Source organism: Mesorhizobium sp. KR1-2, from assembly GCF_040045035.1.
Taxonomy (GTDB): domain Bacteria; phylum Pseudomonadota; class Alphaproteobacteria; order Rhizobiales; family Rhizobiaceae; genus Pseudaminobacter.
The window spans coordinates 41,517-60,838 of the sequence record NZ_JBDZDS010000004.1; the positions used below are offsets into that span (position 1 = coordinate 41,517).

A 19,322-nucleotide genomic window follows, 5' to 3' on the forward strand; every position below is an offset into this window, starting at 1 on the left:
TCCCCATAAAGGGAGGTGCCCGTGCTGGAGATCCGGTCGGCGCAAAAAACATTCTATCGTGGACAAGCGGACGAGAAGATCGCCCTCGACGGGCTGAACCTCAAGCTTGCCTCCGGCGAATTCGGGGTCGTCATCGGCTCCAACGGCGCCGGCAAGAGCAGCATGCTCAATGCGATTTCCGGGGCCTTGAGCCTCGATTCAGGGCAGATACTGGTCAACGGCAACGACGTTTCCGGCATGCCCGTGCACAAGCGCGCGGTGCGGCTGGCCCGCGTGTTCCAGGACCCGATGAAGGGCACCGCCGCTTCGATGACGGTGGCCGAGAACATGCTGCTTGCCGAATTGCGCAGCACGACGCGCACGCTGCGGCGCGGCCTGACCGCCGCCCGGCTCGCTACCTACCGCGAGCGGCTTTCGATCCTGGGCCTTGGCCTGGAGAACCGCCTCGACACGCGCGTCGAGCTGCTTTCGGGCGGCCAGCGCCAGTCGCTGTCGCTGATCATGGCGGTGGGCGGGTCGCCCGACCTGCTGCTGCTCGACGAGCATACGGCAGCGCTCGACCCTCGCACGGCCGACATCGTCATGGATGCCACCGTGCGTGCCGTGGACGCGCTGAAGCTGACGACGCTGATGGTCACCCACAACATGCAGCACGCGGTCGACTTCGGCCATCGCGTGATCATGCTGGATGCCGGCCGCGTCCGGCTCGAGATCGCCGGCGAGGAAAAGGCCAAGGTCACGGTTCCCGACCTGATCGGCCATTTCGCCGTCAAAACCGACCGCATGCTGCTGGCGAGCTGACCGATGATGGATTTCGTTCAAACCACCGTTGCGAGCTTCATCTCGCTCATTCCCGTCACGCTCGCGCAGAGCCTGATCCTCAGCTTCGTGGTGCTGGGCATCATGATCCCGTTCCGCATGCTGAGCTTCCCCGACCTCACCAGCGAGGGCGCGTTTCCGCTCGGCGGCTGCGTGTGCGGCGTGCTTCTGGCCGCCGGGGCTTCGCCGCTGACGGCGCTCGCCTGCGCCTTGCTGGCCGGCTTCGTCGCCGGCTGCTGCACGGCCTTCATTCACCTGCGTTTCCGTATCCACACGCTGCTGGCCGGCATTCTCATGATGACGATGCTCTACAGCATCAACCTGCGCATCATGGGCAAGTCCAACCTGTCGGTGTTCGGTGCGCCCACCGTGTTCGACTGGGTGCCGTTCGTGCAGCCGGGCTTCCCCGTCAGCAAGATCGTTGCGGCTGGCCTGATCGCGCTGATCGTGTTCGTGGTCCTCAACCTGTTCTTCAAGACCGAGCAGGGCACGGCGGTTCGCGCTGTCGGCGCCAACCCTGACATGGCCGAGGCGCAAGGCATCAATGTCTGGGCCGCGACCATCGGTGGCGTCGGTCTGGCCGGCGGCTTCTCCGCGCTGAGCGGCGCGGTGATGGTGCAGTCGCAGGGCTTCGCCGACGTCAATATGGGCCTCGGCATCCTCATCAACGGCCTGGCCGCACTGATGATCGGCGAGGCGATCGTGGGCAAGCAGACGGTCTTCCGCCAGTTGGCCGCGCCCTTCGTGGGTGCAGTCGTCTACTACCAGCTCGTGTCGCTCTGCCTTGCAGCCGGCATGCCGCCCCCCGACCTGAAGCTCGCCACAGGCCTGTTCGTGCTCGCCATGCTGGCGTTGCCGAGCCTGCGCCGCAGCCGCGGCCCGGCCCCCGCCCGCGAAGCCTTCCGCGAATAATACGAGGATAGTCGAAGTTATGACTGCAATTCCCGACCTGGCGTCGATCGAAGCCCGCGACGCCGCCGATCCGCTTCGCCATATGCGCGACCGCTTCGTGCTGCCTGAAGGCGTGACCTATCTCGACGGCAATTCGCTGGGCGCGGCTCCCAAGGATGTCTTCATCGAGCTGGACAAGGCGGCCAAGGAAGAATGGGCCGAGGGCCTGATCCGCAGCTGGAACAAGGCCGGCTGGTTCGACCTCACCCTGGAACTGGGCAACAAGCTCGGCCGGCTGATCGGCGCGGAGCCCGGCGAGACGGTGGTCTGCGACACCACCTCGACCAATATCTACAAGGCGCTGCACGCGGCTTTGTCGATGCGGCCGGACCGTTCGGTGATCGTGGCCGAAGGCTCCAGCTTCCCGACCGATCTGTACATGGCTGAAGGCGTGGCCGCGACGCGCCCGGGCGTGACTATCCGTCTTGAAGGCGTCGACGCCGAAAACATCGAGGACCTGATCGACGAGAGCGTGGCCGTGGTTCTGGTCAACCACGTCAACTACAAGTCGGGCGAGCTGCGCGACATGGCGGCGCTGACCGCCAAGGTGCATGCCGCCGGCGCGCTGGTGGTGTGGGACCTCTGCCACACGGCAGGCGCCATGCCGGTCGACCTCAACGGCGCCAATGCCGACATGGCCGTCGGCTGCACCTACAAGTATCTCAATGGTGGCCCCGGCGCCCCGGCCTTCGTCTTTGCGGCCACGCGCCACCATGACCAGTTCCAGCAGCCGCTGTCGGGCTGGTGGGGCCATGCCAAGCCCTTCGCCTTCACGCAGGGCTATGAGGCAAGCCCCGGCATCCGCCGCTTCCTGTGCGGCACGCAGCCTATTCTGTCGCTGCGCGCGCTGAAGGGCGCGCTCGACGTCTGGGACGACGTCGATCTCGACCTGCTGCGCAAGAAGAGCATCGAGTTGACCGAGCTGTTCATCCAGCTCGTCGAGGCCCGGTGCGGCGAATACGGCGTCAAGCTGGAGTGCCCGCGTGAGGGCACGCGGCGCGGCAGCCAGGTCTCGTTCTCGCATGAGAATTCGTACGAGATCATGCAGGCGCTGATCGAGCGGGGCGTCATCGGCGACTTCCGCGCGCCGAACGTGATGCGCTTCGGCTTCACGCCGCTCTATGTCGGCTATCGCGACGTGTGGAATGCGGTGGAGGTGCTGCGCGATATCCTTGCGACCGGCGCCTGGCAGGACAAGCGCTTCGCGGTTCGCTCCGCCGTCACCTGACGGCCTGGCGGCAGGGCTTCGGCTTTGCCCTTCGAGGCTCGTTTTCGGGCTTCAGGGTGTTTCCGAATTTGCGGGAAGGGACGCAGCCTGCGTTTCCTTCCCGTTTTTCTTTCCGTGATTTTCGACGATCTGCTCGTAGCGCTCTATGTGCTGCTCGAGTTCCTTGTTGTCCATGAACGCCGTCAAGGTCGTGATGTCCTTGCCCCTGACAAGCTCGTGTTGTTGCACGGCCTTCAGGCGAGCATGCAGCTCGACGCGTTTCATCGGCACTCCTTTCCCAGCGCACCATTCACGAACCCTAGCGCTGATTGAACATCTCAGCGCGACCGGACCGGAAACGGGATTTCGCCATAGCTGATTGCGCCGGAAGGTGATTTGGCACCCGATTCCTTGGAAGAGGTAAGTTGCCTCTTTTGTCAACCTTCCAAAAACATCGCTGTTAGCCCTTGACCTTCCAGTTGCTGGAAGCCCTAGGTTCCAATCCTATATGAAGCCGGACATGGAATTGGAGCGATGGATCATCATCAACATGCAAGCTGCTGCCAGGCGCATGGAGGCGGCACGCCGTCGGCGGAGACCGTTCGCGACCCTGTCTGCGGGATGACCGTCGACCCGACCGCGGGCAAGCCGACTGCGGAACATAACGGTCATGTCTACCATTTCTGCTGCGCGACCTGCCGCGACAAGTTCGCCAAGGCGCCGGAGAACCAACTGATGGCGGACGACCCGGTCTGTGGAATGAAGGTCGACCGCGCGACCGCGAAGCATTTCGCGCGCCATGAGGGGCAGGGGTTCTATTTCTGCTCGGCAGGCTGCAAGACCAAGTTCGAGGCCGCACCCGAAAAATACCTCGGCGATCGCCCGGCGCCGGAGCCGATGCCTGCCGGCACGCAATACACCTGTCCGATGCATCCCGAGATCATCCGCGACAAGCCGGGCTCCTGCCCGAAATGCGGCATGGCGCTGGAGCCGATGGGCGTGCCTACCGGCGACGAGGGCCCCAATCCCGAGCTCGTCGACTTCACCAGGCGCTTCTGGGTCAGCGCGGCGCTGTCGGTCCCGCTGCTCATCCTCACCATGGGCCCGATGGTCGGCGTGCCGGCGCGCGACTGGGTTGGCGAGCGCCTCGCCGTCTGGATGGAGCTGGCGCTGGCCACGCCGGTGGTGCTGTGGGCGGCTTTGCCCTTCTTCCATCGCGGCTATGAATCGATCGTCAACCGCAGCCCCAACATGTGGACGCTGATCTCGATCGGCGTGGGCGCGGCCTATCTGTACAGCGTCGTCGCCACGCTGTTTCCGGATGCCTTCCCGCATTCGTTCCGAGGCCATGGCGCCGCGGTGCCGGTCTATTTCGAGGCGGCGGCCGTGATCGTCGCGCTGGTCTTCCTCGGCCAGGTGCTGGAGCTGAAGGCGCGCGAGCGCACCGGTTCGGCGATCCGTGCGCTGCTCGACCTCGCACCGAAGACGGCGCGGCTGATCGGCGCCGACGGCTCGGAGGTGGACGTGCCGCTGGAAGAGGTCAAGGTCGGCGACCGGCTGCGCATCCGGCCGGGCGAAAGCGTGCCGGTCGACGGCACGGTGGTCGATGGCCGCTCGTCGGTGGACGAATCCATGATCACGGGCGAGTCGCTGCCGGTTGAGAAGTCGCAGGGCGACCCGGTCACCGGCGGCACCATCAACAAGAACGGCTCGCTGGTCATGCAGGCCGAGAGGGTCGGCGCCGACACCATGCTGTCGCAGATCGTGGCGCTGGTGGCCAAGGCGCAGCGCAGCCGCGCGCCCATCCAGGGACTTGCCGACCGCGTCGCCTACTATTTCGTGCCGGCGGTGGTGCTGGCCGCCATTGCAGCGTTCGTCGTGTGGGCGATCTTCGGGCCGGAGCCCGCGATGATCTTCGCCATCGTCTCGGCGGTGTCGGTGCTCATCATCGCCTGCCCCTGCGCGCTGGGACTTGCTACCCCGATGTCGATCATGACCGCGACCGGACGCGGCGCGCAGGCCGGCGTGCTGATTAAGGACGCCGAGGCGCTGGAGCGCTTTGCCGAGGTCGACACGCTGATCGTCGACAAGACCGGCACGCTGACCGAAGGCCGGCCGGTGCTCACCGAGGTCGTCACCGACAACGGTTTTGGCGAGGCCGAGCTTCTGGCGCTGGCCGCCAGCCTCGAGAAGGCGTCGGAGCATCCGCTCGCCGAGGCGATCGTGGAGGGCGCCAAGGCACGCGGCGTGACGCTGGCTGACGTCACGGAGTTCCATGCCGTGACCGGCAAGGGCGTGTCGGGAACCGTCTCAGGCAAGGCGGTGGCACTGGGCAACCGCGCCATGATGGACGGCCTCGGCCTGGATATTGCGCCGCTCGCTAGCAGGGCCGACGAGCTGCGCGCCGATGGCCGGACGGTGATGTTCGTCGCTGTCGACGGCAAGCTCGCTGGGCTTGTCGCCGCGGCCGATCCGGTCAAGGCCAACGCGGCCGAGGCGATCAGCGCGCTTCATGCAAGCGGGCTCAAGGTCATCATGGCCACCGGCGACAACGAGCGCACGGCCAGGGCCGTGGCTGCCCGGCTCGGCATCGACGAGGTGCGCGCCGACGTGTTGCCCGAGGGCAAGAAGGCTCTGGTGGACGAACTGCGGGCCAAGGGCGCCAGCATCGCCATGGCCGGCGACGGCGTGAACGACGCGCTGGCGCTGGCGGCCGCTGACGTCGGCATCGCGATGGGCACCGGCGCGGACGTGGCGATGGAAAGTGCTGGCATCACGCTGGTGAAGGGCGACCTCAACGGCATAGTGCGCGCTCGCACGCTGGCGCAGGCGACCATCCGCAACATCAAGCAGAACCTGTTCTTCGCCTTCGTCTACAATGTGCTTGGCGTGCCGGTGGCGGCGGGCGTTCTCTATCCCGTCTTCGGCGTGCTGCTGTCGCCCATGCTTGCGGCGGCTGCCATGAGCCTGTCGTCGGTCTCGGTGATCGCCAATGCGCTCAGGCTGCGGACAGTGAAGCTTTAGGAGATCGAAACATGAATATCGGAGACGCATCGGAACGTTCGTGCCTGCCGGCCAAGACGATCCGCTACTACGAGGACATCGGCCTCCTGAAGCCCGGTCGCTCGGAAAACGGCTATCGCGATTATTCGATGAGCGACGTGCATCGGCTGAAATTCCTGCAGCGGTCCCGCAGCCTGGGCTTCTCGGTCGAGGAATGCCGCCAACTCCTGTCGCTCTATGGCGACACGCATCGCGAAAGCGCGGACGTGAAGGCGATTGCCGAGGTGAAGCTCGCCGAGATCGACCGCAAGATCGCCGAGCTGGAAAGCCTGCGCGAAACGCTGCGCCATCTCGTGCACAACTGCCACGGCGATGCGCGGCCCGATTGCCCGATCCTCGACGAACTCGCCGGCGAGCAGGGGCCGGCGTCCTGCGGCGGTTCTGCCTCCCACGACAAATCTCCCCCCTCGAAGCACTGAAGAAAGAAACCCGGATGAATTTTCACCGCAAGCTTGCGGCCTTTTCGGCTGCCCTGTTCCTCGGCCTCGGCGTGGCCGGCGGTGCGTTGGCGCAGGAAACCCACAGCGGCCACGACATGAGCGGCATGGCCATGTCGGAGGGTGCATCGACGCCGGCTGCCAAGGGCTACACCGAGGCGATGGACAAGATGCACGAGAGCATGGGCACGATCGAATATACCGGTGATCCGGATGTCGACTTCGCGCTCGGCATGATCCCGCATCATCAGGCGGCAATCGACATGGCCAGGGTCCAGCTCGAACACGGCAAGGACCCTGAAATCCGCAAGCTGTCGGAAGACATCATCAAGGCCCAGGAAGGCGAGATCAAGCAGCTCAACGAGTGGCTTGCCGCCCACAAGGGCGAGTAACCGGCGTCATTTGCGCGCGAGCGGCCTTGCCGCTCGCTTGCGTTCAGAATTCTCCCGGCTCAGACGAAAGGACTGTCGACCAGATATTTGGGCGGCACCAGTCGACGCAGGTATGCCATGCCGGCCTCCGAAAGCTCGTTGGCGTCGGCTTTCAGGAAATCCTCAGGCATGTGGCGGGTCTTGCCCGCCACGTCGCCGAGCGGCACCCGCCGCGTAACCGTCTTTTCGCCATCGAACTGCAGCGCCACCGAGCCGCCGCCCTGGGCGGCCGTCTCGACTGCGAAAGCGCCAGCCTCGAAGGCCTCGGCCGCGTCGGTCGCGTTGATCGCGCCGATGTAGCCGCGCGGCATGTAGCCAAGGTTGTCGACGCGCGCCCGTTTTCCCGGCAGTCCTTCCTGCAAGGCCCGTTCGAAGGCCATGCCGAGGTCGGCGCCCGAAAGCTTCACATTGCCGTGGGCGTCGCGCTCGAGCCGCTCGGGCGGCACCAGACTTTCCACCAACGCCTTGCCGTCCGCCGTCGTTACGCCTTCCGAAACGGCGACGACGCATCGCTTGTGCCGGTCGAGGGTCGCGCGGACATCCTCGATGAAGCGAGGCACGGAGAAGGCGCGTTCCGGCACGTAGATCAGATGCGGGCCGCCGTGCTCGTTCTGGCGCCAGGCGGCAGCGGCGGCAGTGAGGAAGCCGGCATGCCGGCCCATGACGATGCCGACATAGACGCCTGGCAGGGCGCGGAAGTCCAGGTCCACGCTCAGGAAGGCGCCGGCGACGAACTCGGCTGCAGAGATGAAACCCGGCGTGTGGTCGTTCTCGACCAGGTCGTTGTCGATGGTCTTGGGGGCGTGCACAAAGGCGATGGATCCGCCCGAGGCCTCGGCGAGAATCTGCTGAGTGCCGGCGGTGTCGTTGCCACCGATATAGACGAAGGCGTCGGCCCCCTCCTTCCGGAGCCCCTTCAGGACCAGATCGCAATAGGCGGCGTCCGGCTTGTCGCGTGTGCTGCCCAGTGCTGCGCTCGGCGTCGCGGCGATGCGCAGGAGTTGTTCCTCGGGGACTGCGGACAGATCGACATAGTCGCCGTCGCGGATGCCGCGCACGCCGTGGCGCGCCCCGAGCACCCGCGCGCCGCGATAGCGCTTGCGGATTTCCAGAACTGCCCCAGCCATGGTCTGGTTGATCACGGCGGTTGGGCCGCCGCCCTGCGCAATCACGAATGTCTCGGCCATATGGACAGCTCCTCCGCCTGCTTTTCCGGCATTGTCGCGTGCCTGTCGGCCGGGCGCAATATGGCGAGGGTAAAACTCTTTGGGTGCCCCGGTGCCATCATGATGGGCTCATGCGCGCCGCAAAATCGCGGCGTTGCCGCGCGGCTGGATTTGTCGGATAGATGGCGGTGTAACGCGTTTCCCGAGTGAGGATTGACATGACAAGCAATGCATCCCTCCAGTCGCGCCGCATCGCAGCCGTCCCCCGCGGGGTCGCGACCGCCTATCCCGTCTTTGCCCAGCGTGCCGAAGGCTCCGAGATCTGGGACGCCGACGACAAGCGCTATATCGACTTCGGCGGCGGCATCGCCGTCCTCAACACCGGGCATCGGCATCCGCGTGTGATCGCGGCGGTGCGTGAGCAGCTTGACGCCTTTACCCACACCGCCTTCCAGATCGTGCCTTACGAGCCCTATGTGGCGCTGTGCGAGCGGCTGAACGCGCTGGCCCCGTTCAAGGGCGCGGCCAAGACCATCCTGTTCTCCACCGGCGCCGAGGCGGTCGAGAACGCCGTCAAGATCGCGCGGGCCGCCACCGGCCGCTCGGGCATCATCGCCTTTGCGGGCGGCTTCCATGGCCGCACCATGATGACCATGGCGCTGACGGGCAAGGTCGCGCCCTACAAGAAGAAGTTCGGCCCGATGCCCGGCGGCGTCTACCACCTGCCGTTTCCCATCCCGCAGGACGGGGTGAGCGTGGCCGACACGATGCGGGCGCTGGACCTTCTCTTCCGCGCCGACATCGAGCAGGCGCATGTCGCCGCCATCATCATCGAACCGGTGCAGGGCGAGGGCGGCTTCCATCCGGCGCCGACGGATTTGCTGGAGGCGCTGCGCAAGGTCTGCGACCAGCACGGCATTTTGCTCATCGCCGACGAGGTGCAGACTGGCTTCGCGCGCACCGGCAAGATGTTCGGCATCGAGAACAGCGGTGTCGAGCCCGACCTGCTGACGATTGCCAAGTCTCTGGCCGGGGGCTTCCCACTGTCTGGCGTCATCGGCCGTGCCGAGATCATGGATGCGGCCGAGCCGGGCGGGCTGGGCGGCACCTATGCGGGCAGCCCCATCGCCTGTGCGGCGGCGCTGGCGGTGCTCGACGTGATCAAGGAAGAAAAGCTGATCGATCGCGCCAATGCGCTCGGCGACCGCATCAAGGGCGAGCTGACACGCTTCGCCCAGCGCAACGACACCGTGCCGATGGCGGCTATCCGCGGCCCCGGCTCCATGATCGCCTTCGACATCTTGAAAAGCCGCGGCGGCCATGAGCCGGATGCGGAGGCCACGAAACGGGTGACGCAGGCGGCCCTCGCCGAGGGGCTTGTGCTGCTTTCCTGCGGCGTGAACGGCAACACGATCCGCCTGCTGATGCCGCTGACAATCCCGGAACCCCTGCTGGACGAAGGCATGGCCAAGCTGGAACGGGCGCTTGTAGCGGCCAACGGCTGACGTTCTCACAGGCCGCGCAGACAACAACGCCCGGTCGGGTTTCGACCGGGCGCTCTTGTCGGAAAACAGGCTTGATGACTAGACGACGACAATGGGCGTGCCGGGTGGCACGCGGCTGTAGAGGTCGATTACGTCCTGGTTGATCATGCGCACGCAGCCGGAAGAAACCGCCGTGCCGATGGACCACCATTCCGGCGAGCCGTGGACGCGGAAGAGCGTGTCGTGGCCGTCCTTGAAGATGTAGAGCGCGCGGGCCCCGAGCGGGTTGGTGAGGCCGCCGGGCTGGCCGCCGCGGAATTTCTCCAGCTCCGGCCTTCTGCCGATCATTTCGGCGGGCGGCGTCCAGGTCGGCCATTCCTTCTTGTACTGGATATTGGCGCGGCCGGACCAGACGAAGCCTTCCTTGCCGATGCCCACGCCGTAGCGGATGGCATCGCCCCCTGGCTGGACGAGATAAAGGAACCGCTCCTGCAGATGCACGACGATGGTGCCCGGCTGCTCGCCCGTCGGGTCGACCACGATCTGGCGACGGAATTTCTGGTTGATCTTCTCGAAGGGAACCTCGGGCAGGGTGAAGCCGCTGTCGGTGAAGGAGGCATACATGAGCTCTGGGCTCGTCACCTTCTTGTCGACGCTGATGCGCGGCCGGATGGTGCCGGTCGTGAAGTCGTCGACCTGTAGCGCGGCCATGTCGACCGTCTGTGAGCAGCCGGCCGAGCCGAGCAGGGCGGAGCCGAGGCCGATCAGCGCCGCGCGGCGCGTGATCATGGTGGGATGTTGGGGCAGGCAGTCCGGCGATCCGGGCGAGGCGGGTTTTTGCGACACGGGTACGATTCCAAGATTGGAGACGAAACGCTCTGGCAATCGCGAAACCCTGCGATCAAAGCCGTTCGCATTTTCAGCAATCATGGTTGACAAAGGATGAAGCGCCGCTAGCTCCTTGCGTGGCACGGCTTTGCCGGCCCGGTCGCCGGGCGGGAGCTGCCGAAATGACATTCCGCCGGCTGCGCCGACGCCCAAGCACCTCGCTTGCGTCACAATCTCGGCCAGCCTGCTTCCTACCCGTGACGCCTGACCGAGAGGGAATCATGAGCAGGATATTCAACACGAAACCGACGCCTTCCTATGCTGGCCGCATGGCCGCGAGCTCTGCGGATACCGCCTTCCTGCTGCTCACCGGCGCGGAGGTCATCTCATGAGCAGCAAAGCAAAACATGGCATGTCGGCGCATGATACTTTGCCCTTTACTTCTCCGCGCTGGCAGGGATTTATCCTTTCCTTTGAGCAAAGGAGATACCCATGCCGTTTGAAACCTGGGCAGCCTTCGCGGCTGCATCGGCCGTCCTCCTGATCATTCCCGGACCCACCATTCTGCTGGTGGTGTCCTATGCTCTGGGACAGGGCTGGCGCACGGCCCTGCCCATGGCGGTGGGGGTCGCGCTCGGCGACTTCACCGCGATGACGCTTTCGATGCTCGGCATCGGCGCTCTGCTGGCTGCCTCGGCCACCGTCTTCACCATCCTCAAATGGATCGGCGCGGCCTATCTCATATATCTCGGCATAAAGCTGTTCCGCGCTGGCGGCGCGCTGAAGGCTGAGCCCCGCACGGACGGCGCCTCGGCCGCGAAAATGATGGCGCATGCCTGGCTGGTCACCGCGCTCAACCCAAAGAGCATCACCTTCTTCGTCGCTTTCCTGCCGCAGTTCCTGGACCGCCATGCCGACTTCCTGACCCAGATGGTGATCTTCGAGGCTACCTTCCTCGCGCTCGCCTTCGCCAATGCCTTCGGCTACGCGCTGGTGGCGGCGCGGGCGCGCGACCTCGTTCGTAACCCGCGCGCCATTGGCATCTTCAACAAGACCGGCGGCACGCTGCTGGTCGGCGCCGGCATCGCCACTGTGGCGATCAGGTCCGGCGGCTGACGGGCGAGCGGATTGGACCGCGACCGTCGCTTGTGATTATTTTTTACGAGGCTCGAAAAAATACCTTTCCCGCGCCGCCATATTTGTTATGAAACCCTACATGGGAGGATGATCCGGCGCCGTTTCGCTGCGGCGGCCGGATGAACGGTCGCTCGTGGCGCGGAGTGTCGCCAGGACGACGGGAGGGGCAGCATGTATCTCGGAATCGATCTCGGCACCTCCGGCGTCAAGGCGCTGCTGATCGACCAAGCGCAGACGATCATCGCCTCGGCCACCGGCGGCCTCGACGTTTCGCGCCCGCATCACGGCTGGTCCGAGCAGGCGCCGGCCGATTGGATCCGCGCCACGGAGGAAGCCGTGGGGGCTTTGAAGGCCCGCCATCCGCGGGAACTGGCCGCCGTCAGGGGCATCGGCCTCTCCGGCCAGATGCACGGCGCGACGTTGCTGGACGCGGACGACAAGGTTCTTCGGCCCTGCATCCTCTGGAACGATACGCGCAGCCATGTCGAGGCGGCCGAACTCGACGCCGATCCGCGTTTCCGCGAAATCACCGGCAACATCGTGTTTCCGGGCTTCACCGCGCCCAAGCTCGCCTGGGTGAGGAACAACGAACCGGCCCTTTTCGGTAGGGTCGCGAAGGTTCTGCTGCCTAAGGATTTCCTGCGCCTGTGGCTGACCGGCGAGCATGTTTCGGAAATGTCGGACGGGGCCGGCACGTCGTGGCTCGACGTCGCCACGCGGCGCTGGTCGCCGCAATTGCTGGAGGCTACCGGGCTCGATGAGCGGCACATGCCGCGGTTGGTCGAGGGCACGCAGCTATCTGGCACCCTGCGTACCGAACTGGCCGCGGGCTGGGGCTTGGGCGCTGGCGTGGCCGTCGCGGGCGGTGCGGGCGACAATGCCGCTTCGGCCTGCGGCATGGGCACGGTCGGCGCCGGCCATGCCTTCGTCTCGCTCGGCACGTCGGGCGTGCTGTTTGCCGCAAACGCTTCCTACCTCCCCAACCCCGAAAGCGCGGTGCACACCTTCTGCCACGCGCTGCCGGGCACCTGGCACCAGATGGGCGTCATCCTGTCGGCGACGGATTCGCTGAACTGGCTGGCGGACATCGCTGGGCGGAGCGCCGCCGAACTGACCGGCGAACTGGGCGAGCGGCTCAGGGCCCCGTCGGAAGTTTCGTTCCTGCCCTATCTCTCGGGCGAACGCACACCTCATAACGATGCCGGCATTCGCGGCGTCTTTGCCGGGCTCGACCGTCAGTCGGGCCGCGCGGCCCTCACGCAGGCCGTGCTCGAAGGCGTGGCCTTTGCATTCCGCGACAGCCTCGAGGCGCTGCAGACGGCCGGCACCAGGCTCACGCGCGTCACCGCGATCGGCGGCGGCTCGCGCTCGCGCTACTGGCTGAAGGCGATCGCCACGGCGCTCGGGCTGCCGGTCGATCTACCCGCCGACGGCGATTTCGGCGCGGCCTTCGGCGCGGCGCGGCTGGGCCTGATCGCGGCCGAGGCGGCCAACCCCGCAGAAGTTTGCGCCGCGCCGGCGACGGCCGAAACCATCGAACCAGATGCGGCGCTGGGCGAAGCCTACGCCGCCGCCTATCGGCGCTATCGCGCGCTCTATCCGGCAATCAGAGGGGTTTAATCGTGAGCACCGGCTTTTTCGGCGACATCAAGCCCGTCAGATATGAAGGTCCCGACAGCACCAATCCGCTGGCCTACCGCTTTTACAACCCCGACGAGATCGTGCTCGGCAAGCGCATACCGCTACGTCTGATGCCTGGGCGGCGGTCGCTGCCCTCATTCGACTTGCGTCCGGTTTGACGCAAGGCCGCCCATTCGCCATGCTTCGGCGATGCTACGCGGCGTGCTGCTGGATCTTGCCGGGGTGCTCTATGACGGCGACAGCCCGATAGAAGGGGCTGCCGACGCCGTCCGTCGGCTACGCGAGGCCGGCTTGCCGCTGCGCTTCGTCAGCAATACGACGCGCTCGACCAAGCAGATGGTGCTGGAGCGGCTGGACAGGCTTGGCATCGAAGTCGATGCGGCCGAACTGTTCACGCCCGCGCAAGCCGCGCGCGGCTGGCTCGCCGCGCATGGCTGCTCGGCGCATCTGCTGATCCATCCGGATCTGGAGCCGGATTTTCGCGACATGCCGGCCGGCGAACGGCTTGCGGTCGTCGTCGGCGATGCGGCAAACGCCTTCGACTATGCGAGCCTCAATGCAGCCTTCCGCGCCCTGAACGATGGCGCGGAGTTTCTGGCGCTGGCCGACAACCGCGTCTTCAAGGACGACGACGGCAAGCTCAGCCTCGACGCGGGCCCCTTCGTCCGGGCGCTCGAATTCGCCTGCGGGCGGCCGGCGACAGTGCTCGGCAAACCGTCGACGGGCTTTTTTCTCTCCGCACTGGCCAGCATGGGATGCCTGCCGGAGGACGCGGTGATGGTGGGCGACGACGTGGAAGGCGATGTCGCCGGCGCCCTGCGGGCCGGGCTCGCCACGGCGCTGCTGGTGCGCACAGGCAAATATCGCGTCGGCGACGAACGGCAGGTCGAGCCGGCGCCTACCGCGGTTGTGGCCGATATCACAGCGGCGGCCGAGTGGATCCTGGCGCGGGTTTAGTCAGCGCCGCCGAAGCTGCGTCGGCGACATGCCGAACGCTTTGGCGAATGCCCGCGAAAAGCCGGCAGCGCTGGAAAATCCGGTACGCGCCGCGATGTCGGCCATAGGCACTCCCGTGTCCACCACCAGCCGCCGCGCTGCGCTGAGACGCAGGCGCAGATAGTAGGCGCCGGGCGGCTCGCCGATCGACTTTCCAAAGATCTTTTCCAGCGCGCGAGCGGTCACGCCGGTGCGGCGGGCGATGGCCGAGATCGTCAGCGGCTGGTCTACATGCGCCTCCATCAGCCGGATCGCCTGCGCGAGCCGCGGGTCGTAACCGTCGAGCCGGCCGAGCGAAACCAGCGGCTGCGCGTCCGTTGCCGCACGCGCCTGATCGTAGATGAAGACGCTGGCGACATCGAGGGCCACCGCCATGCCCAGCCGCGAGCGAATGAGGTGCAGCATCAGGTCGAAGGTGGGCGAGGCGCCTCCGCTCGTGAAGATCGGCCCGTCGATGATGTAGCGGTCGGGCCGCACGTCGACGCCCGGGAAGGCGGCCGTAAAATCCTCCATGTCTTCCCAGTGCGTGGTGGCGGTGCGGCCTTCCAGCAGCCCGGCCCGGCCGACAAGCCAGGTGCCGGCCTCGATGCCGCCCACCGCACGCGCCGAGCGCGCCACGCGGCGCAGGCCGGCGAGCAGGGCAGGGGTGCCCTGGTTCTTGGTGCCGAATCCGCCGATGATGCCCAGCATGTCGGTCTTTTCCGCCGGATCGAATTTTCCGCTGACCGCCACCGGCAGGCCGGATGTCGTGACCGGCGGCTCGCCGTCCACCGAAACCAGCTTCCAGTCGAACAGCGTCTCGCCCGAAACGCGGTTGGCCGCGCGCAGCGGGTCGACGGCCGACGCCACGCACATGATCGAGCAGCCGGAGAAAACCAGCATCGTCACCTTGAGCGGCGAACGGTCGGGAAGAAAGATTGAGGGCTTTTCGCTTTTCATCAATGCGAGTTCGTAAAGTGCAAAGCAGCGCCGCGCAAGGGAGGCAATGATCGCGATGGAGGAACGGCGCGATATCCGGGGCTTGTGCAACCGGGTGGCAGACGCGCCGATCGACTGGAGGAATTTATGCCGCTTTCCATGAACCGCGAGGTCTTCATCACCTGTGCCGTGACCGGCTCGGGCGGAACGCAGGACCGTAGCCCGCACGTGCCTCGCTCGCCCAAGCAGATCGCCGAATCGGCCATCGAGGCAGCGAAGGCGGGTGCCGCTATCGTCCACTGCCACGTCCGCGACCCCGAGACGGGCAAGCCGCGCCGTGACGTACATCTCTACCGCGAGGTGACCGAGCGCATCCGCGACGCCAATGTCGACGTGGTGCTGAACCTCACCGCCGGCATGGGCGGCGACATGGTGTTCGGTCCGGTCGAGTCCCCGCTGCCGCTGAAGGAGCAGGGCACCGACATGGGCGGCGCGTCCAACCGCATGGAGCATGTGCGCCAGTGCCTGCCCGAGATCTGCACGCTCGACTGCGGCACGATGAACTTCAACGAAGCCGACTATGTCATGACCAACACGCCCGGCATGCTGCGCGCCATGGGCGGCATGATGACCGAGCTGGGTGTCAAGCCGGAGATCGAAGCGTTTGACACAGGCCACCTGTGGTTCGCCAAGCAGCTGGTTTCGGAAGGCGTGTTGAAGCCCGACGCGCTGGTGCAGCTGTGCATGGGCGTGCCGTGGGGTGCGCCGGACGACCTCAACACCTTCATGGCCATGGTCAACAACGTGCCTTCGGATTGGAACTGGTCTGCCTTCTCGCTCGGCCGCAACCAGATGGCCTATGCAGCGGCCGCAGTGATTGCCGGCGGCAATGTCCGCGTGGGCCTCGAGGACAATCTGTGGCTCGACAAGGGCGTGCTGGCCACCAACGCGCAGCTCGTCGATCGCGCTGTCGGCATCATCGAGCGCATGGGCGCCCGGGTGATCGGGCCGGAGGAAGTGCGCCAGAAGCTGAACCTCACCAAGCGCGCACCCGTGGCGGCGTAAGCCGGCAAGGGCTTCCAGGCGGAAAAGGGAGAGGACGCCATGGAAACGGTCAAGTTCACGGCGATGAAGGATGGCGACCGCGAGGACTACGCCTTCCTCACCGAGCACGAGATCGAGTTCGCCGCCAAGACCGGCGGGCGTCTTCTCGACGCCTTGGTGAAGCTCGACGAGAGCCTTTCGGGCTATAAGGTCACCCGGCTTGGCCACTCGGTTCAGGCGGCCACCCGTGCCTGGCTCGATGGCGCCGACGACGACTGGATCGTCTGCGCCCTCCTGCACGACATCGGCGACATCTACGCGCCTTATAACCACGACGAATATGCGGCCGCGATCCTGCGGCCGTTCGTTCGCGAACAGTGTCACTGGGTGGTCGAGAAGCACGGGGATTTCCAGCGCCTCTATTACGCGCATCACGTCGGCGGCAATCGCCATGCGCGCGATAAGTTTGCCGGGCATCCCTACTACGACGACTGCGACCATTTCTGCGAGCGGTGGGACCAGTCGAGCTTCGACCCCGACTACGAAACCCTGCCGCTCGATTTCTTCCGGCCCATGGTGGAGAAGGTGTTCTCCCGCCAGGCCTACGATCCCGCGGTCATCCGCGTCGGCGAGCGCGTCGCGCTCGTCAATCCCGAAATAGCCAGCCAAAGAGCCGGAGCATCCGCATGAGCAGTATCAAGAAAGCAGCCGCCATCGGCGGCGGAGTCATTGGCGCGGGCTGGGTCGCGCGTCTGTTGCTGAACGGCATCGACGTCGCGATCTACGATCCCGACCCGGAGGCCTCGCGCAAGGTCGATGAGGTGATGAAGGGCGCGCGCCGCGCCTATAAGCAGATGCTGCCCGGCGGCCTGCCCAAGGAAGGCAAGCTGACCTTCGCCAAGACCATCGCCGAGGCGGTGACGGGCGCCGACTTCATCCAGGAAAGCGTGCCGGAACGGCTCGACATCAAGCACAAGGTGCTGGCCGAGATCGACGCGCATGCCCCGGCCGACGCGCTGATCGGCTCGTCCACCTCCGGCATCAAGCCGACAGACATGCAGCCGGCGCTGAAGCACCCGGAGCGTCTGGTCGTCGGCCATCCCTTCAACCCGGTCTATCTGCTGCCGCTGGTCGAGATCGTCGGCGGCGAGAAGACCACGCCGGCATTCATCGACAAGGCGCGTGAGCTCTATGCCTCGATCGGCATGAAGCCGGTGGTGATCCGCAAGGAAATCGAGGCCTTCGTCGGCGACCGCCTGCTGGAAGCCGCCTGGCGCGAGGCGCTGTGGCTCATCAAGGACGGCATCTGCTCGGTCGAGGAACTCGACGACATCATGCGCTACTCCTTCGGCCTGCGCTGGGCCCAGATGGGCATGTTCCAGGTCTATCGCATCGCCGGCGGCGAGGCGGGCATGCGCCACTTCATGGCCCAGTTCGGCCCGTGCCTGTCCTGGCCGTGGACCAAGCTGATGGACGTGCCGGAGTTCAACGACGAGTTGGTCGATTTGATCGCCGGCCAGTCTGACGAGCAATCCGACAAATGGTCGATCCGCGAGCTGGAAAAGATCCGCGACGACAACCTCGTCGCCATCATGGAAGCGCTCGGCAAGCAGAACAAGGGCAAGGGCTGGGGTGCGGGCGAGTTGCACAACGACTACACCAAGCGCCTCGCCAAGCTCGCCGCCAAGAAGCCGGTTTCGAAGGCCGCCGCAAAGGCCAAGGCAGAGAAGCCGGTGAAGAAGGCGGCGGCGAAGAAGAGGGCCGCAGCGTAAGGTTTGAGTCTCGCTAAGGTTTTCGACCCACACTCCGTCGCGCTGCGCGCGACACCTCTCCCCCGATCGACGGGGGAGAGGAAAGACCGGCGGCAGCGAGCCTTCATCTCGCGGTTCCGTTCGGGGTCGAATTGCCCAGCTTACGCGGTTGAAGCGCCCTTCCTCTCCCCCGTCGATCGGGGGAGAGGTGGTTTGCGAAGCAAACCGGAGTGGGGGTCGAATTCAAGGTGGCTGTACCGAGCCACTTGCATGGGAGGTTAATCATGGATTTCGGGCTTTCCGAAGAACAGCGCCTGATCGTCGACACGACACGGGCCTTTGTCGAAAACGAACTCTACCCGCATGAGGCGGAAGTCGAGCGCACCGGGCACCTGCGGCGCGAGCTGATCGAGGAGATCAAGGCCAAGGCGATCGAGGCCGGTCTCTACGCCGCCAACATGCCCGCCGAAGTCGGCGGCGCGGGCCTCGATACGGTGTCGTGGCTGCTCTACGAAAAGGAGCTCGGCCGCGCCAACTATGCGCTGCACTGGACCTGCGTGGCGCGCCCGTCCAACATCCTGCTCGCCGGCACCGACGAGCAGAAGGAAAAGTACCTCTATCCCTGCATTCGCGGCGAGAAGTGGGACTGCCTGGCCATGACCGAGCCGGGTGCGGGCTCCGACCTGCGCGGGATGAAGGCGAGCGCCGTGCAGGATGGCGACGATTTTGTCCTTAACGGCACCAAGCATTTCATCAGCCACGCCGACATCGCCGATTTCGCCATCGTCTTCATGGCTTCGGGCGAGGAGGACTCTCCGCGCGGCAAGCGCAAGAAGATCACCGCCTTCTTCGTCGACAAGGGAACGCCGGGCTTCAACGTGCGTGATGGCTACCGCAACGTCTCGCATCGCGGCTACACCAACGCCATCCTTGAATTCGACAATTGCCGCCTGCCCAAAAGCCAGGTGCTGGGCGAGGTCCACAAGGGCTTTGAGGTTGCCAACAGCTGGCTCGGCGCAACCCGTCTGCAGGTCGCCTCGACCTGCCTCGGACGTGCCGAGCGCGCGCTTGGCCATGCCATCGAATATGCCGCCCAGCGCGAGCAGTTCGGGCAGCAGATCGGCAAGTTCCAGGGCGTTTCCTTCAAGCTCGCCGACATGGCGACGGAGCTGAAGGCGGCGGAGCTGCTCACCCGGGAAGCCGGTTGGAAATACGACCAGGGCACCGTGACCGACCAGGACATGGCCATGGCCAAGCTCAAGGCCACCGAGGTTCTGGCCTTCATCGCCGACGAGGCGATCCAGATCCACGGCGGCATGGGCCTGATGGACGACCTGCCGCTGGAGCGCATCTGGCGCGACGCCCGCGTCGAGCGCATCTGGGAAGGCACGTCGGAAATCCAGCGCCACATCATCAGCCGCGCGCTGCTGCGCGCCGTGGGAGGTTGAG

The 19,322-nt window shown here is 65.8% G+C and carries 19 protein-coding genes; 15 read left to right on the forward strand and 4 right to left on the reverse strand.

Translation table 11 applies throughout. The features are described 5' to 3' along the window. Nucleotides 1-21: 21 nt before the first annotated feature. From ABLE85_RS09840 to kynU, 3 genes are read left to right on the forward strand one after another with little or no spacing between them, the layout of a single operon-like run. Nucleotides 22-801, forward strand: coding sequence for an ABC transporter ATP-binding protein (locus tag ABLE85_RS09840; protein ID WP_348792548.1), 780 nt, complete (start codon nt 22-24; stop codon nt 799-801). A gap of 6 nt (nt 802-807) precedes the next feature. Continuing rightward, nucleotides 808-1,731 carry an ABC transporter permease gene (locus ABLE85_RS09845; RefSeq protein WP_348792891.1) on the forward strand — a complete coding sequence of 308 codons (924 nt, stop codon included), beginning with the start codon at nt 808-810 and terminating at the stop codon, nt 1,729-1,731. 19 nt (nt 1,732-1,750) lie between these two features. Further along, a complete protein-coding gene (kynU, locus tag ABLE85_RS09850) occupies nt 1,751-2,998 on the forward strand; it encodes a kynureninase (RefSeq protein WP_348792549.1) in 1,248 nt (415 codons plus the stop codon). Between the two features lie 51 nt (nt 2,999-3,049). On the opposite strand, the gene ABLE85_RS09855 is transcribed toward kynU, so the two are convergent. Beyond that, the gene (locus tag ABLE85_RS09855) at nt 3,050-3,262 is read right to left on the reverse strand and encodes a hypothetical protein (protein WP_348792550.1); all 213 of its coding nucleotides are present in this window, start codon (nt 3,260-3,262) and stop codon (nt 3,050-3,052) included. A 249-nt stretch (nt 3,263-3,511) separates the two neighbouring features. Here ABLE85_RS09855 and ABLE85_RS09860 point away from each other — a divergent pair, with 249 nt between their 5' ends. The 3 genes from ABLE85_RS09860 to ABLE85_RS09870 are packed head-to-tail and all read left to right on the forward strand — an operon-like array spanning nt 3,512 to nt 6,869. Beyond that, nucleotides 3,512-6,001 (forward strand): heavy metal translocating P-type ATPase, encoded by a 2,490-nt coding sequence (locus ABLE85_RS09860; protein WP_348792551.1) that lies wholly within the window; start codon nt 3,512-3,514, stop codon nt 5,999-6,001. An 11-nt stretch (nt 6,002-6,012) separates the two neighbouring features. Next, nucleotides 6,013-6,459 (forward strand): Cu(I)-responsive transcriptional regulator, encoded by a 447-nt coding sequence (gene cueR, locus ABLE85_RS09865; protein ID WP_348792552.1) that lies wholly within the window; start codon nt 6,013-6,015, stop codon nt 6,457-6,459. 14 nt (nt 6,460-6,473) lie between these two features. Beyond that, on the forward strand, nt 6,474-6,869 hold the full coding sequence (locus tag ABLE85_RS09870) for a DUF305 domain-containing protein (RefSeq protein WP_348792553.1): 396 nt from the start codon (nt 6,474-6,476) through the stop codon (nt 6,867-6,869). Between the two features lie 59 nt (nt 6,870-6,928). Here the strand turns inward: ABLE85_RS09870 and ABLE85_RS09875 are convergent, their stop codons facing one another. After that, nucleotides 6,929-8,095: a diphosphate--fructose-6-phosphate 1-phosphotransferase gene (locus ABLE85_RS09875; protein WP_348792554.1), complete on the reverse strand. Its 1,167-nt coding sequence runs from the start codon at nt 8,093-8,095 to the stop codon at nt 6,929-6,931. 197 nt (nt 8,096-8,292) lie between these two features. Between ABLE85_RS09875 and gabT the strand changes: the two genes are divergently transcribed. Further along, nucleotides 8,293-9,579 (forward strand): 4-aminobutyrate--2-oxoglutarate transaminase, encoded by a 1,287-nt coding sequence (gabT, locus tag ABLE85_RS09880; protein WP_348792555.1) that lies wholly within the window; start codon nt 8,293-8,295, stop codon nt 9,577-9,579. Between the two features lie 78 nt (nt 9,580-9,657). Here the strand turns inward: gabT and ABLE85_RS09885 are convergent, their stop codons facing one another. Then, on the reverse strand, nt 9,658-10,347 hold the full coding sequence (locus tag ABLE85_RS09885; protein ID WP_348792892.1) for a L,D-transpeptidase: 690 nt from the start codon (nt 10,345-10,347) through the stop codon (nt 9,658-9,660). Between the two features lie 531 nt (nt 10,348-10,878). On the opposite strand from ABLE85_RS09885, the gene ABLE85_RS09890 reads away from it, so the two are divergent. From ABLE85_RS09890 to ABLE85_RS09905, 4 genes are all read left to right on the forward strand, one after another. Further along, nucleotides 10,879-11,502, forward strand: coding sequence for a LysE family translocator (locus ABLE85_RS09890; protein WP_348792556.1), 624 nt, complete (start codon nt 10,879-10,881; stop codon nt 11,500-11,502). A 192-nt stretch (nt 11,503-11,694) separates the two neighbouring features. After that, nucleotides 11,695-13,143, forward strand: coding sequence for a xylulokinase (gene xylB, locus ABLE85_RS09895; protein ID WP_348792557.1), 1,449 nt, complete (start codon nt 11,695-11,697; stop codon nt 13,141-13,143). 2 nt (nt 13,144-13,145) lie between these two features. Next, the gene (locus ABLE85_RS09900; protein WP_348792905.1) at nt 13,146-13,322 is read left to right on the forward strand and encodes a hypothetical protein; all 177 of its coding nucleotides are present in this window, start codon (nt 13,146-13,148) and stop codon (nt 13,320-13,322) included. A 43-nt stretch (nt 13,323-13,365) separates the two neighbouring features. Then, nucleotides 13,366-14,121, forward strand: a complete 756-nt coding sequence (locus tag ABLE85_RS09905) for a TIGR01458 family HAD-type hydrolase (protein ID WP_348792558.1) — start codon at nt 13,366-13,368, stop codon at nt 14,119-14,121. On the opposite strand, the gene ABLE85_RS09910 is transcribed toward ABLE85_RS09905, so the two are convergent. Continuing rightward, on the reverse strand, nt 14,122-15,102 hold the full coding sequence (locus ABLE85_RS09910) for a GlxA family transcriptional regulator (protein WP_348792559.1): 981 nt from the start codon (nt 15,100-15,102) through the stop codon (nt 14,122-14,124). A gap of 123 nt (nt 15,103-15,225) precedes the next feature. On the opposite strand from ABLE85_RS09910, the gene ABLE85_RS09915 reads away from it, so the two are divergent. The 4 genes from ABLE85_RS09915 (at nt 15,226) to ABLE85_RS09930 (ending at nt 19,321) form a co-directional block, all read left to right on the forward strand. Next, complete coding sequence (locus ABLE85_RS09915) at nt 15,226-16,143, forward strand: 3-keto-5-aminohexanoate cleavage protein (protein WP_348780706.1); 918 nt, start codon at nt 15,226-15,228, stop codon at nt 16,141-16,143. Nucleotides 16,144-16,182: 39 nt separating this feature from the next. Further along, nucleotides 16,183-16,812 (forward strand): HD domain-containing protein, encoded by a 630-nt coding sequence (locus ABLE85_RS09920; protein ID WP_348792560.1) that lies wholly within the window; start codon nt 16,183-16,185, stop codon nt 16,810-16,812. After that, a complete protein-coding gene (locus tag ABLE85_RS09925) occupies nt 16,809-17,894 on the forward strand; it encodes a carnitine 3-dehydrogenase (RefSeq protein WP_348792561.1) in 1,086 nt (361 codons plus the stop codon). Before ABLE85_RS09920 ends, ABLE85_RS09925 begins: the two co-directional genes overlap by 4 nt. Before the next feature lie 263 nt (nt 17,895-18,157). Continuing rightward, nucleotides 18,158-19,321, forward strand: coding sequence for an acyl-CoA dehydrogenase family protein (locus ABLE85_RS09930; RefSeq protein WP_348792562.1), 1,164 nt, complete (start codon nt 18,158-18,160; stop codon nt 19,319-19,321). Nucleotide 19,322 lies beyond the last annotated feature (1 nt).